Source organism: Myxococcales bacterium (assembly GCA_016706225.1).
GTDB lineage: Bacteria > Myxococcota_A > Polyangia > Polyangiales > Polyangiaceae > JADJKB01.
This window is the reverse complement of record JADJKB010000022.1, coordinates 67,187-79,894: the sequence shown is the minus strand read 5'-3', so window position 1 is coordinate 79,894 and position 12,708 is coordinate 67,187. Positions and strand designations below refer to the sequence as shown.

Here is a 12,708-nt window from a genome sequence, read left to right as displayed (position 1 = left end):
AGCCAAATGTGGTCGAATGTAAGCAGGTCTTCCTTGGTGGTGATGTTGGTCGCCGGCGTGTGCGCCGTCTGGACACCCAGCTGTGCAACGACGACAGCACCACCACTGTCCGAGGACTTGAGCGAGGACGGCACCGTCGCGAGTGAAGGCCTCTCGGGGAGCAGCACGGCGGTCGGGACTCAGCTCGAAGCCATCGCGAACGTGAACCTGCGTACCAGCCCATCCGGCTCCGCCAAGATCCTTCACGTCGTGCCGGACGGCTCGATCGTCACGCTGCAGGCCTCGGCGCCGAGCAACGGCTACTACAAGGTCAAGCACGACGGCAGCATCGGCTGGAGCTACGGCAAGTACTACGAGCCGGTGCAGAGTGGCGGCGGTGGACCAACGGGCACCGTGATGACGGCGACCGGCGACGTGAACCTGCGCAGCGGACCCTCGACTTCGTATCAGGTGCTCGATGTGGTCGTTGGCGGGTCTCAGGTCAAGCTCGTGAGCGCTGCCACGCAGAACGGCTACTACAACATCGACTTCAACGGCACGGTGGGGTGGAGCTCGAGCAAGTACTACACCAGCTCCGGCAACGGCGGCGGCGGCAGCGGTGGGTCGGGCGGTGGAGCGGTCGGCGGTGATCCGGGCGGCAGCGGCGGCGCAGTCGGCGGCGGTTCGGGTGGCGGGTCAGCCGGAGGCAGCGCGGGCTCGGCCGGCGGAAGCCCAGTGCTGGACAGCGCCATGGCGCGCGCCGCAGCGGGTGTCGGGTTCTCGTACTGGTGGGGACACGGCCGGTTCCGTTCCGAGGGCGTGAACGGCAACGCCGGCTCTTGCTCGGGGTCCTGCCCCAGTTGCTCCCACAGCGGAAGCTACGGCGCCGATTGCTCGGGTTTCGTAGCGAAGGTCTGGCAGGTTCCGTCGAGCAACACCGATCTGGCGTCGGATTCCCACCCCTACAGCACCGCCGACTTCGACAACGACACGAGCCAATGGAAGACGGTATCCCGCTCGAGCCTGAAGGCCGCGGACGCGCTGGTGTACCGGAGCGGCGGCAGCGGGCACATCTTCATCTACTCGAAGGGTGACGGCTGGGGCTCGATGTACGCCTACGAGTGCAAGGGTTGCTCCGCGGGTTGCGTCAAGGGTTACCGCACGGCAACCTCGGGCTACCATGCCATTCGGCGCGCGGGTTACTGACGTAATGCGGAGGCCTGCCGTTCTTGGTTTGGTGCTGGTGTGCGGAGTCGCGGCGTTCTTCTCGCTGCGCGCGTCGTCACAACAGAAACCCAAAACGAAGCGGCCGGCGGCGGCGGCGGGCGCGCCGGAGGCTCCGGTGGAGCTGCCGCGCTCGACACGACGCGTGGTCGATGACGACAAATCCGCGACGCCCAAGGCCAGGGACCCGCAGGGCCGCGCGCTCTTCACTGCGCGCTGGGGCGGAGCCAAAGAGGAGCTGGGTCGCGAGCGTCCTCCCGAAGGCAACCCGATAGGTCCAATGAGCTTCGGAGTGGATGGCCGCGGTCGCGTGCACGTGCTCGACAACGTGAACGGTCGTATCCAAGTGCGGGCGGCCGACGGCAGCCAGGACAACAATATTCTCGTCGACGTGAAGAACCCGGAAGACATGGCCGTGGCCGCCGATGGCTCGAGCGCGGTGCTCGACCGGCACCGGGACAAGGCCGTCACGCTCTACGACGACTCGGGGAAGCTCCGCGGCAAGCTCACGCTCGAGGGGCAGGGCATCGACGATGTGGGCAGCATCACGGGCGTATTCGTGGACGGCTCTGACGTCTACGTCGAGCGCGAGCACGGCCCCCTGGTGAAGATCGGCGGTCTTGACGGCACGCCCGCCGACCCGCGCAGCGAGATCCCCGGCCGACCCAGCCGAGACGGCAAGTCATTCTTGAACGCGGGCATCATCCAGGCGCCGCTGGGGCGAGTCTACGTGTCGAGCATCAACCGCGCGACGAACGAGCACCGGTTCACTCGTGAGCTCAAGCTCGATGCCCACGTACACATGCTCTCTCTGCTCGACAGCGACAAGTCTGGAAAGATCTACTTCGCCGCCGAAGTCGAGCAGTCGCCCGGCGCAAACGCGATTGTGCTCCATTGTCTGGATCCGCTGAGCGGGGAACCGGTAGGGAGCGCCACGCTGCCCGTGAACACCCTGCCCGAGGAGTCTTTCCGCGACCTGGTCGTGCTGGATGCTGGTGGTGTCATCCAGGCCATGCGCTCGGACCAAGGTGTGACCTACGCGCGCTACGACTGTGAGTGACTCTGCTTCTCGAGCGGGGCCACGTGTTAGCGTCCGCGAACGCTCATGGCCCGTACCAAGCAGCTGGCCGCGTTCGCCGTCGTGGTGTGCGCGGTAGGTGGCGCCTTCGCCTGGCGGTCGCGCCCGGTGCGGCCGATCCCGTTGGTACTCGAGCGCGGAGCGCGCGCGCTCGAGACGGACTCGCGAGTCATCATCGACCCCGTGAGCCCAGAGCGGCCCGCGTTTGCGCTGGCGCCGCGGGATGAAGCCTTTCAAGGCACGGCGGCCCGCGCCGTGGACGACACGAGCTGGGTCGTTGCCCGCCCCGACCCGGCGCATCGGCACGAGCGTACGGCGGCGGAGCGCGGCGGCGTGGATCCCTGCGCGTTGCCCAAGGCGACAGAGTCGACCTTCGGGGCCTGGCAGTCGATCTCCTCCCGAGGCTACGTGGCGTTTCCCGAGGCTCAGGCGGTGGACACGGAAGGGAACTTCGACACGCTGCTGATCTTCAACGGCCACGACGTGGCTTGGACGATGCTGGCAGAGGCGAAGGTTCCCATCGTGCTCTTTGGCACGACGCTGCGCGACTACCGCGGGGAGTACGGCGGTCCCGAAGCTCTCGATCAGCTGCTCGCCGCGGTGGAACAGGTCGTCTCCAAGAGTGCGGGGCGTGCAGCGCACGCGCGCCATGTCGCGCTCGCTGCTTGGAGCGCGGGGTACGACGCCATCAGCATCCTGCTAGAGCGTTCACCGTCCCGCGACCGCGTCGACGGCGTAGTGCTGCTCGACGGGCTGCACTGCTCGCGGGACCGGGAGATGATGCCCAAACAGCTCGGGCCGTTCTTGCGCTTCGCCGAGCGCGCGGTCGACGGCAAGGCCTTCATGTTCGTGAGTCACTCGTCGGTGGACACCGATGGGTTTGCGTCGACGACCGAGACCATGCATTTCTTGGCGCTGGAGCGCGGGGGAAGACCCCTGGCTGCGGAGCGTGAAGATGCGCTCGGTCTCCAGCTGATCGAGATCTTCGATCGGGGTGATTTTCATCTGCGCGGTTACGCCGGCGGGGGCAAACGCGACCACTGCGCGCAGCTCGGGCTGTACCCGGTCGCGGCGCGTGCACTCGCGCGGCGTTGGCAAGCAAAGGCCAAGCGAGACGCTTCTGGCAGCCAACGGCCCCCCCCCGACGAAGTCACTCGCTAGGCTGCGCGCATCAGCCTACGCTCCCGTGATGCGATCAACGGGGAAGGGCGCCTGGGGACGGGTCTTGGTCCTGAGCTGCGTCGCGGGCTTGGGGTCCGCGGCGGTCGGGGCTTGCGGTTCGGACGATGCTGCCGAGCTGCGACGCGCGCAGCTGGCCGAGGGATGTCTGCTCAACACTGACTGCAAGTCGCCGCTGGTCTGCGCATTCCGCACGTGCCACGTCGAGTGCACCGAGCAGCGCGACTGCCCCGACGGAGAGCTCTGCGTGCCGACGGACAAACCCTTCAAGGTGTGCATGTTCGAGAGCGAGCAGAAGTGCACGTACAACAGCGATTGCCCGTCGAGCTTCAAGTGCGTCGTCGGCAAGTGCCGCCCCGAGTGCAAGCTCACCACGGACTGCGTTCCGGATCAGGTGTGCGCGGAGTACTCGTGTGCCGTCCCAGCCGACGTGAACGCCGGTGGCGGCCTGATCAAACCCGACGGTACCTCTCCGGACGCGAGTGTCGGTCAGAACTGCGTCCACGACTCGGACTGCCCCGGGTTCCTGATCTGCCTCGCGGGCGCCTGCAACCCGGAGTGTGTCACCGACAAGGATTGCCCCGGCTCCTCCTGTGATCAGAACGGCAGATGCATCGTGGGTGGCCTCGACGGTGGCAGCAGCGCTTGCCAGAACGGCGTGAAAGATCCCGCCGAGTCCGACGTCGACTGTGGCGGAGCGTGCGGTGCGTGCGCGGGAGCCCCTTGCACCAAGCCGAGTGACTGCGCCAGTGACGTCTGCACGGCTCAGAAATGCGCGGCGCCGAGCTGCGCCGACGGGCTCCAGAACGGCGCGGAGTCTGACGTCGACTGCGGTGGGCAGAGCTGCCCGAAGTGCCCCGCGCCGAAGGGTTGCTGGACGGCGAGCGACTGCGCGGAGGGCAAATGCGCTGCGGGGGTGTGCACGACGGCGGGCTGCAGCGATGGGACCCAGAGCGGTAACGAGACGGACATCGACTGCGGCGGCGGCCAATGTAGCGGCTGTGCCGACGGCAAAGGCTGCGGTACGAACGCCGACTGCAAGAGCGCAAACTGCGTGAACAAACTCTGCAAGCCGGCGGGGCCCACCACTTGGGTCGAGGCGATGACGGGCACCCCGCGGGTCGCCGCGGATCCGACCGGAAATCTGGTTGCGGCCGGCACGTTCATCACCGGTCAGAACATCGGCGGAGTGTCATTGAGCTCGGCGGGCGGAAACGATCTGTTCATTGGCAAGTTCACGCCGGCTGGTGCTCCGCTGTGGGTGGAGCGCCAAGGTGGGACGGGTAGCGACCAACTGGAAGAGGTCGCCGTCGATTCGAAGGGAAACGTGATCGTGGTCGGGACCACCACCAACGGGGCATCGTTCTCGAAGCCCCTGAGCTGCCCGAACGCCGGCCTGTTCGTGATCAAATACAGCGCCGACAAGGGCACCGAGGTCTGGTCCCGCTGTGTCAGCATTCCCGCGAGCCAGGCGGGTGGAGAGTTGTTCGGGCTCGCGGTCGACGCGGCCGATAACGTCTACGTGGGAGGCCGTTTCTACGGCACGCTCGATTTCGGAGGCTCGCAGCTCTACGACGCGAGCTGGCAGGGTTACCTGGCGAAGTATTCGGGTGTGACCGGAAGCTTGGCGTGGGCGAAGGAGCTCACGGTCTCCTCGGGCTCGAGCGGTGCTCCCGTTCGAGCCCTGGCGGGCGACGGGACCAACGTCGTCGCGGTGGGGGACTTCGTCGCCACCTTGGACCTAGGGGGAACACAGCTGGTCAGCACCAGCACCGCGGCGGACGTGTACGTCGCCCGGTTTTCCGGCGTGGACGGCGCGGTTCAGCAGGCCAAGCGTTTCGGAGACTCCGGCGTCGACAACGGTCGCGATATCGCGCGCGACGGGAACTCGGGGATCATCGTCACCGGCGCGTTCGTCGGGCAGGTTGATTTCGGAGCCGGGCCCGTCGTGAGCAAGGGAGCCGCGGACGCATTCCTACTGAAGCTCGACGCTGTGTCCTTGTCCACGACCTGGGCCAAGGGGTTCGGCAGCAGCGGGGACGACCGCGGCATCTCCGTTGCGACAGCCAGCAGCGGGGAGATCGCGTTCGCGGCAGAAATCAGCGGCGCTGTGGACTTCGGCGGAGGCCCGGTCGCCCACATCGGTCAGACCGATCTCGCACTCACGCGCTTCAGCTCTCAGGGAGCCCACGTCTCATCGAAGGGCTGGGGTTACATCAGCGTTGATACACCGACGAGTGTGGTGTGGGTGGGCTCAGCCGTTGGGCTCGCAGGCAAGTACACCGGCGGAACGCTGGACTTTGGCACGGGGCCGCTCTCCCCGACGAAGACCGGATTCTTCGCGCACCTCGTCCCATGACGTGGAGCGTGGTCAGACGGTTCGACGCCGTCGTCTGCTACCGATGAGTGTCGCCAGCGCCAGCGCGCCGAGCCATGAAGCCGAGCTCGTACCGCGCGGCGTACGACAACCGCAGCCCGAGTCGTCACTGCCGGAGCCCGCCCCCTTGCCGGCGGCGCCGCCGCTTCCACCACCGCCGCCCGTATTCGCTCCGCCCGCGCCTGCGCCCGCGCCGCCGTTGCCGGCACCACTCACTCCGCCCGCGCCGCCACTGCCGCCCGCGCCGCCATTGCCCTGCATCGGGTGAGGATACGGATACTCCTTGTAGTAGGTTTGCCACTTGCCCGCGCTGTCGCAGCGATAGAGCGTTTTTTCCGCGGTGTTGAAGAACCCGTCGTACGCCTTGCAGGTTGCCGGAGGCGACGTGCCCGTGGGCACATCGTCGAAGTAGTCGCGGCCCGGCTCCAGCTGGCTCACGTCTTCGCCGAAGTCCGCGTTACAGGGCGGGGTCCCGCAACCGCTGCTGCCCTCGCCGCCCGACCACGTGTTGCCCCACTCGTACCAGGGGTGACGCTGCATCTCGGTCGCGAAGCCGATCTGCATGAAACACGGGTAGGCGTCTGCTCCGGTTCCGTCCAGGTACTCCGTACACTTTTCACCCGACGGGCACTCGGCGTCCGTCGTACACAGCTCCAGCTTGGAGACGGAGCAGAGCTTCCACTTGCACGTCGTGCCGGCCCCGACCTTGTCGATGCAGTCTTGATCCGCTTTGCAGTTGTACGGATAGGGGCCGGATGTGACGCTCCAGTCCTTGGCGATGTTCGAGCACATTCGGTACTGCGAGCCGTCGCAGGGCATCCAGTGTTCGTTCCCGCCCGCATCGGCGGCCGTCCGGTAGATGGCCAGATCCATCTTCGATGAGCCAATCCAGATGTCGTCACCGATGGTCCAGGTGTTGTCGTAGAGCAGGCCCGTGCCACCTCGGAAGTGCGTCAGCCGCGCCCAGGTCTTGGAGCTCCACGCCGGCGTCGCATCGTCGAGCACGAAGGAGTTCCCGTAGGCAACGACGCTGAAGATCGACGCGCCAAAACCCGAGTCCAGCCCGTGGCTGCCCAGCATCTGGTTCTTCACCTGGTTCTTCCGCACCACCATACGCCCGCCATTCTCTCCGTCGAACGGGCGCCCCTCCCACGAGCCGGTGAAATTGATGTCGCAGTCCTCGATGTAGACCGCCTCGGCGCTGCCCAGGTCGACCGGGCGTTTCCAGGCCGCAAACCCCTCGTCGTCCACGGTGGCGAACTCACTCGGGGTGCTGCCACTCACACTGATGTGGTCGATGAGACCGAAGCTCTTGCCATACGAGCGAAACAGGCGAGTGAACACGCCGGTGGTCTCGAAGCTGAGGTGGTGGAGGCGCCACTTGTCACCGCCACCGATGCCCAACACCGAGTCGCAGCTTCCCTTGCAGGTAGCGTCCGAGAACTTCAGCTCCGACACGCTGAGCAGCTGCCCAACGCCAGCAGTGATGGCGAACGCCTGCTCGCTGGCCACGATGTGTGTGGTGTTCCGGCTCTGTCCGACGATGTCGAGTGGCACCTTGGATGCGTCGACCTGGACGGCCTTCGCCCATTGGCAAGGCGCGCCGGTCGGGTCGGGGATCCGCACGGTGCCACCCTTCGCCGCCACGGCAGCATCGACCGCACTCTGCACCGCTGCCTGTTCACAGCTGTCCGCGAGATAACAATCAGGCCCGCAGCTGGTCTCGGCGGCGGCGTTTCCGGCAACGCTGCCAAGCAGCACGACGGTGGTGAAGAAAAGCAACGTCAGGCGCAGATTCATCGCGAATGCCTCCGAGAGCAGACGCCCGCCACTTTAGCGGCAGGGCCCCGAGTCGTCGACGGCTCCGGATGAGCGGCGGGCGCGGGCTGTGGCTTGGTTCGGAGTCTAGTTCCATGGCATTCTCTGACTGCCGAGCTCGCTTCGCCCGGTGACAAGGCCCATGATGACCATCAAGATCTTTGCACGAGGACTTCTGGCTCTCGCATTCGCGAGCTCACAGCTCGCCTGCGGTTCCGACTCCGGTGACGCCTCCGGGACCGGTGGAGCCGCAGCAGGCGGTGCGGGGGGCGCGGGCGCAGGTGGCAGCGCTGCTGGCGGGGCGAACACCGGCGGCGGGGGCGGCTCGGCCGGCAGCATCATCAACCCGCTTGCGAACCCAGAGTCGGGGCCGCCGGCGGGCAACCCCGACGGTGACAAGTGCAGCCTCGGCATCCCGGCCGATGCCCTGCCGGAGGACGTTTCGGCGCCGACCACTGTCGTAGGTGACGGCACCGCCGCGAGCTGTACGTCGGACGCCGTGGTCAGCGCCGTCGCAAAAGGTGGAGTCATCACCTTCAGCTGCGGGAAGGATCCGGTTGTCATCAAGCTGACGGCGACCGCCAAGATCTTCAACGACAAGGGCCCGAAGATCGTGATCGACGGCGGCGGCAAGGTCGTGCTGAGTGGCGATGGCCAGCGTCGCATCTTGTACATGAACACCTGCGACAAGGACCAGGTGTGGACGACCTCACACTGCCAGGATCAGGACCACCCCCAGCTGAGCATCCAGAACATCACGTTCTCCGACGGCAACGCCAAGGCCGAGGAGGACGGCGGCGGCGCGATCTTCTCGAGGGGCGGGCGCATCAAGCTGATCAACACCCGCTTTTTCAACAACGTGTGCGCCGACGTCGGGCCGGACATCGGCGGCGCGGCCGTGCGTGTGTTGAGCCAGTCGGAAGGCAAGCCCGTCTACGTCGTGAACTCCACGTTCGGTGGCGACCCGAATGGGTTCGGCAACTCGGGCTCCAACGGCGGCGGCGTCAGCAGCATTGGCGTGTCCTGGACCATCATCAACAGCTTCTTCAGCTACAACAAGGCCGTCGGCAACGGAGCCAACCCTGCCAAGGCGGGGACACCGGGCGGCGGCAGTGGCGGCGCCATCTACAACGACGGCAACACCATGACGTTGTCGTTGTGTGGAACACTGATCGAGAACAACAGCGTCAACGCCCACGGCAGTGCGATCTTCTTCGTGACCAACGATCACAGCGGTAACATCGTGATCAACGACTCGGTCATTCGGAAGAACAGCGGTGGCTCTTGGTACGCCAAGCCGGGCATTTCCATGCACGACGACACCAAGGTCGAGATCAACAATTCCACGTTGGAACCCTGAGCCGGCAACGCGGCGCGCGCTTCGCCCGCGGGAAGACTGCTGCCACAGGGACGGATCAGAGCGCGTGCGATTGAACGCTTCGGCGACGAACCGACGCTCGCCGATCGAGCCTACTGCCGCATCGGTGATCTCGTGATGGTGTTCGAGCTGTGCGAGGACGTGCTCTACCGCGACGACTCACCGTGACCGTCCGCGTGCCACTGTTCTCTGAGGGAAAACACGAGTGCGTGCACCGGGACCCGCTCGAGGAAGCTCGTCCGCAGCTCGGGCGACTGGATGCGGGCCGCGAGCTCGCGCAGACGGGCTGCAGCTAGGTCGACGATTCGAAGTGCTTCGGCCCGATCGCCGGAGCGCGACACCAGGTCGGCCTTGGTCCAGCGGACGTAGAATTCACCCTCCGCCACCCCCGTCTTCTCCGACAAGTGCGCGTAGGCGGCGTCAGCCTCCCAGAGAGCAGGTTCCGTCTGCCCCGACTCCATCAACGCTCGGGCGGTGACCGCGCGCGCGAACGGAACCAAATGCGGTGCGCCGGCCTCGAAGCACTCCACGGACTGACGCGCTGCGAGTTCGGCGCAAGCGTGCTCGCCACGTTCGAGGGCGATCTGGGCAAGGTACAGGTGTGAGATGCCCTGTTTGCGCTGCGCGCCGCTCTCACCCAGTGCGGCCAGAGACTTCGCGTAACACTCTTCGGCCTCGGCTCGACGTCCGAGCCTCAGCAAGGCGAAGCCGAGGTTCTGCTGCATCATCTGCTCCAGCTCCGACAGACCGAGCCGCTGCACGACATCCAGCGCGCGTCTGAGCTCTGATTCTCCCTCTTCGGCCAGACCAAACAGCGTCAGGAAGTACCCCTCGATGAGTAGGCTGTCGGCCGGCGGTCCCTCCGGCCGGCGTCGGCGTTTTCTGCGGAGCGCGGTCCGCGTAGCGATCACCTTGAGGTAACTCCCGAGCGAGCCGCGACCCGAGTAGTTCTGGAGCTTCGCCGGTTCACCGGAGCGCGGGACGAGCAGCCCCGACATCACTTCTTGCGTCACTTCGTCGCGGGCATCGGCGTCGATACGAAGCTTCGCCACTGTGCTGCTCACGACCCCGCCGTAGAGCTGTTCGAACAGCTCGAGGCTCTTCCGGTCGCCGGACAGGCACCCGGCGACAACGTACAACTCGTCGAGGTGCACACCCTCGAGTGTGTGCATGAGCCCAATGCCGGGATCGAGCTTGCTGGCGACGTGGGCGAGCCAACTCTCCACCGACAAGCGAGCGCCGGGGCACTTGCTCCGCGCTTGCTCGAGTCCCTCGCGGAGGCGTGCCTCCAGCGCGCTCTGTTCCGCTGCGTCCTCCAGGCTCTCGATCGACAGCGCTCGTGTGAGTGCTTCCGCCAGCTCCTGATCCCCGGTCATTGCACGAGGTCAGCAGCTTAGCACGGCCGCAGTTGTGGGGAGGCTAGCCGCGCACGATAGTGCCCCCCGGGCTCGCCCGCGCGAACGCTGGCAGGACTACTTCGCGCGCGGTTTGTCGATCTTCGTGAACTTGAGCGTCATGCGATCACTCTCGCCGATGGCGAGGTACTTCTCGCGGTCCTTGTCGCCGCCGCGCAGGGTGGGAGGCAGCGACCACACGCCGTCCGTGTGGTCCTTGGTGTCCTTGCTGTTGGCATTGAGCTCGCTCTGTTTGACCAGCTTGAAGCCGGCCGCCTCGATCCGCTCGATCAGCCATTTCTCCGGCAGGTAGCCTTGTTTGGCGCTCACGACCGGGTCGGCATCGGGCTTCGCGCGGTGCTGAACCACGCCGAGCACCCCCTTCGGTTTCAGCGCCGTGTGGAGCTGGCCGAGCCACTGGTCGAGCACACCGTTGTTCTGCATGCCGTGCATGCCTCGAATGACCAGCGCAAGATCGACAGTCCCGGTCAGCGGGAGCTTGGGCGCGCGCCCGTCGACCACCAGCCGCTCGACCTTGCCGTAGGCCTCCGGCGACGTGTCCAGGAACAGCTGCACCCGCTCGGCGTAGAATGTGCTGCGCTGATCCGGCGGGCCCTTGGGATCACCATTCGTGATGACGAGCTTGCCTCGCCGCGCGAGCGCTGGCGCCAGTATTTCGGTGTACCAGCCTTCGCCTGGTCCGTACTCGAGAACCGTCATGTTCGGGGCAAACCCCATCAGCTCGAGAGTGTCCAAAGGGCGACGGGCCCGGTCGCGCTCGGCATTGCCGGGCATGCGGTGTTTGCCGGCCAACGCGGCCTGCACGGCGCTGCGCCCGCTCGGGTAGAACTTCTCTGCGAGGGCTCTAGCCTCCGTCACGAGCTCCGGCGTCCATCGCGCCAGCTCGGTCTGGTGCTCACTTCGCATCTTCTCGCGGTCTGCGACGAGCTTCTTCAGGTCCTCGGCCTTCTTCAGCTCCTCGGGGGTCGGCTCTGGGGACGCCGCGCCGGGCTCTGGTGTTCCGAACCCGTCGCCGCCGGCGGGGGGCTGCGTGACAGGCGCGATGGGAGCGATGGCGGCAGGCCGAGCGGAACCACAAGCGAAAGCCAGAAGGCAGAGCGTCGTAGCGAGGAGGTGTCGAGTCATTGGAGCCAACTAGGCCCAAAATCGTCGACGCGGCAAGTGTGCTTTGCCCGTTCGCTCGCGAGACGCGCCCCTGCTTCAGGCACCCAGCGCGGGTTTCGCCCGGCGAGCCCCCGCCAACACGATCAAGAAAAGTCCCGTTGCTGGAAGCGGGAAAGAAAATCAGCGCGGCGGCGCCGGGCTGCAGCCGAACCCGTCCGCCAGCGAGAGCGGCGTCAACTTGCCGGTGGGTTGATTCGGCTGCGCGCCTTCGCGGGGCGCCCAGGCTTTCGCTCCGGTTCGCGGGAAATCGAGCAAGCGCCATGCGCTCGTCGCACCGGTCTCGATGTGAACGCTCTTGCTGACCGGCAACCGGAGCACACCAATGACCTCACCCCACGGCTCGTCATAAAGGCAGGTGCCGGTGGAGAAGGTGAGGATTTCCGAAGGCGGATCCTGGTGGGCGGCGTAACCGAAACCCTTCCGCCCCCAACCCATGGACTGGGGTTCTGACAACGCGGACTTGGGCACGAAACCCCGGACCGACAGCGACGAAGAGCCGTAGGCGACCTCGACGAACCACGCCGGGCCAGTCGAAATCCCGTCCACCGTCACCTGGGGCGGTGCAGTGTCGAGCAGTTTGGCCAACGCCGGACCGCCGGGGCGCTCCAGCAGGTTCGCGCCTCGAGCGAGCGCCCACCTCTGATTGCCCGACACAGCAGGCACCGTCGCCGGCACGTAGGTGCGAGCGATCGCCGAGGCCGGAAGCCAGCCCTCGGCCGCAACGGTTTGATCGCTGGCCGAGACACGGACGAAGCCCGCTTGATCGCGTAGCCGAGTGAGGAAGGCACCCGGGCCGACGAGCACGCGTTCCTTGGGGCCAGGCTTCGCGGGGTTGCGGGTGAGCGGAGTCACGCTGGCGGGTGTCTCCAAGAGCCCGCTATCTTCCACCCAGAAGAGGAGCCGCTCCGTCGCTTCGTCGAAGATGATGCGAGCCTTGCCGGGACCCTTGTCGACGACGACGTGGGGTTTGTTTTGGCCGCTTCGGTCGTGGGGGAGAGCGCGCTCCGCAAAGCGCTGCTCGAAACCATCGCGGAGCAGCGCAGCAACCGGCGGAATGCTGAGGGCGGGTGTGCGATCGCTCACGCTCGCGTCCGCG

Annotated in this window: 9 protein-coding genes; 5 read left to right on the top strand and 4 right to left on the bottom strand. The window is 66.5% G+C overall.

What is annotated here, in order from left to right:
* Nucleotides 1–6: 6 nt before the first annotated feature.
* From IPI67_31470 to IPI67_31455, 4 genes are read left to right on the top strand one after another with little or no spacing between them, the layout of a single operon-like run.
* Nucleotides 7–1,185 (top strand): SH3 domain-containing protein, encoded by a 1,179-nt coding sequence (locus tag IPI67_31470; GenBank protein ID MBK7584694.1) that lies wholly within the window; start codon nt 7–9, stop codon nt 1,183–1,185.
* 4 nt (nt 1,186–1,189) lie between these two features.
* Entirely contained in the window at nt 1,190–2,263 is a 1,074-nt protein-coding gene (locus tag IPI67_31465; protein MBK7584693.1) for a hypothetical protein, read from the top strand.
* A 45-nt stretch (nt 2,264–2,308) separates the two neighbouring features.
* Complete coding sequence (locus IPI67_31460; protein MBK7584692.1) at nt 2,309–3,442, top strand: hypothetical protein; 1,134 nt, start codon at nt 2,309–2,311, stop codon at nt 3,440–3,442.
* A 28-nt stretch (nt 3,443–3,470) separates the two neighbouring features.
* Nucleotides 3,471–5,819 (top strand): hypothetical protein, encoded by a 2,349-nt coding sequence (locus IPI67_31455; protein ID MBK7584691.1) that lies wholly within the window; start codon nt 3,471–3,473, stop codon nt 5,817–5,819.
* Between the two features lie 12 nt (nt 5,820–5,831).
* Here the strand turns inward: IPI67_31455 and IPI67_31450 are convergent, their stop codons facing one another.
* Nucleotides 5,832–7,637, bottom strand: a complete 1,806-nt coding sequence (locus IPI67_31450) for a hypothetical protein (GenBank protein ID MBK7584690.1) — start codon at nt 7,635–7,637, stop codon at nt 5,832–5,834.
* Nucleotides 7,638–7,800: 163 nt separating this feature from the next.
* Between IPI67_31450 and IPI67_31445 the strand changes: the two genes are divergently transcribed.
* Entirely contained in the window at nt 7,801–9,015 is a 1,215-nt protein-coding gene (locus tag IPI67_31445) for a hypothetical protein (GenBank protein ID MBK7584689.1), read from the top strand.
* Between the two features lie 164 nt (nt 9,016–9,179).
* On the opposite strand, the gene IPI67_31440 is transcribed toward IPI67_31445, so the two are convergent.
* From IPI67_31440 to IPI67_31430, 3 genes are all read right to left on the bottom strand, one after another.
* The gene (locus IPI67_31440) at nt 9,180–10,409 is read right to left on the bottom strand and encodes a hypothetical protein (protein ID MBK7584688.1); all 1,230 of its coding nucleotides are present in this window, start codon (nt 10,407–10,409) and stop codon (nt 9,180–9,182) included.
* Nucleotides 10,410–10,505: 96 nt separating this feature from the next.
* On the bottom strand, nt 10,506–11,573 hold the full coding sequence (locus IPI67_31435) for a class I SAM-dependent methyltransferase (GenBank protein MBK7584687.1): 1,068 nt from the start codon (nt 11,571–11,573) through the stop codon (nt 10,506–10,508).
* 159 nt (nt 11,574–11,732) lie between these two features.
* Entirely contained in the window at nt 11,733–12,695 is a 963-nt protein-coding gene (locus IPI67_31430) for a hypothetical protein (GenBank protein MBK7584686.1), read from the bottom strand.
* Nucleotides 12,696–12,708: the final 13 nt, after the last annotated feature.

Bases quoted from the DNA above. Each gene is read 5' to 3' on its own strand.
- IPI67_31455 (MBK7584691.1), top strand. From the start codon at position 3,471: ATGCGATCAACGGGGAAGGGCGCCTGGGGACGGGTCTTGGTCCTGAGC.
- IPI67_31440 (MBK7584688.1), bottom strand. From the start codon at position 10,409: ATGACCGGGGATCAGGAGCTGGCGGAAGCACTCACACGAGCGCTGTCG.
- IPI67_31465 (MBK7584693.1), top strand. From the start codon at position 1,190: ATGCGGAGGCCTGCCGTTCTTGGTTTGGTGCTGGTGTGCGGAGTCGCG.
- IPI67_31460 (MBK7584692.1), top strand. From the start codon at position 2,309: ATGGCCCGTACCAAGCAGCTGGCCGCGTTCGCCGTCGTGGTGTGCGCG.
- IPI67_31470 (MBK7584694.1), top strand. From the start codon at position 7: ATGTGGTCGAATGTAAGCAGGTCTTCCTTGGTGGTGATGTTGGTCGCC.
- IPI67_31435 (MBK7584687.1), bottom strand. From the start codon at position 11,573: ATGACTCGACACCTCCTCGCTACGACGCTCTGCCTTCTGGCTTTCGCT.
- IPI67_31445 (MBK7584689.1), top strand. From the start codon at position 7,801: ATGACCATCAAGATCTTTGCACGAGGACTTCTGGCTCTCGCATTCGCG.
- IPI67_31450 (MBK7584690.1), bottom strand. From the start codon at position 7,637: ATGAATCTGCGCCTGACGTTGCTTTTCTTCACCACCGTCGTGCTGCTT.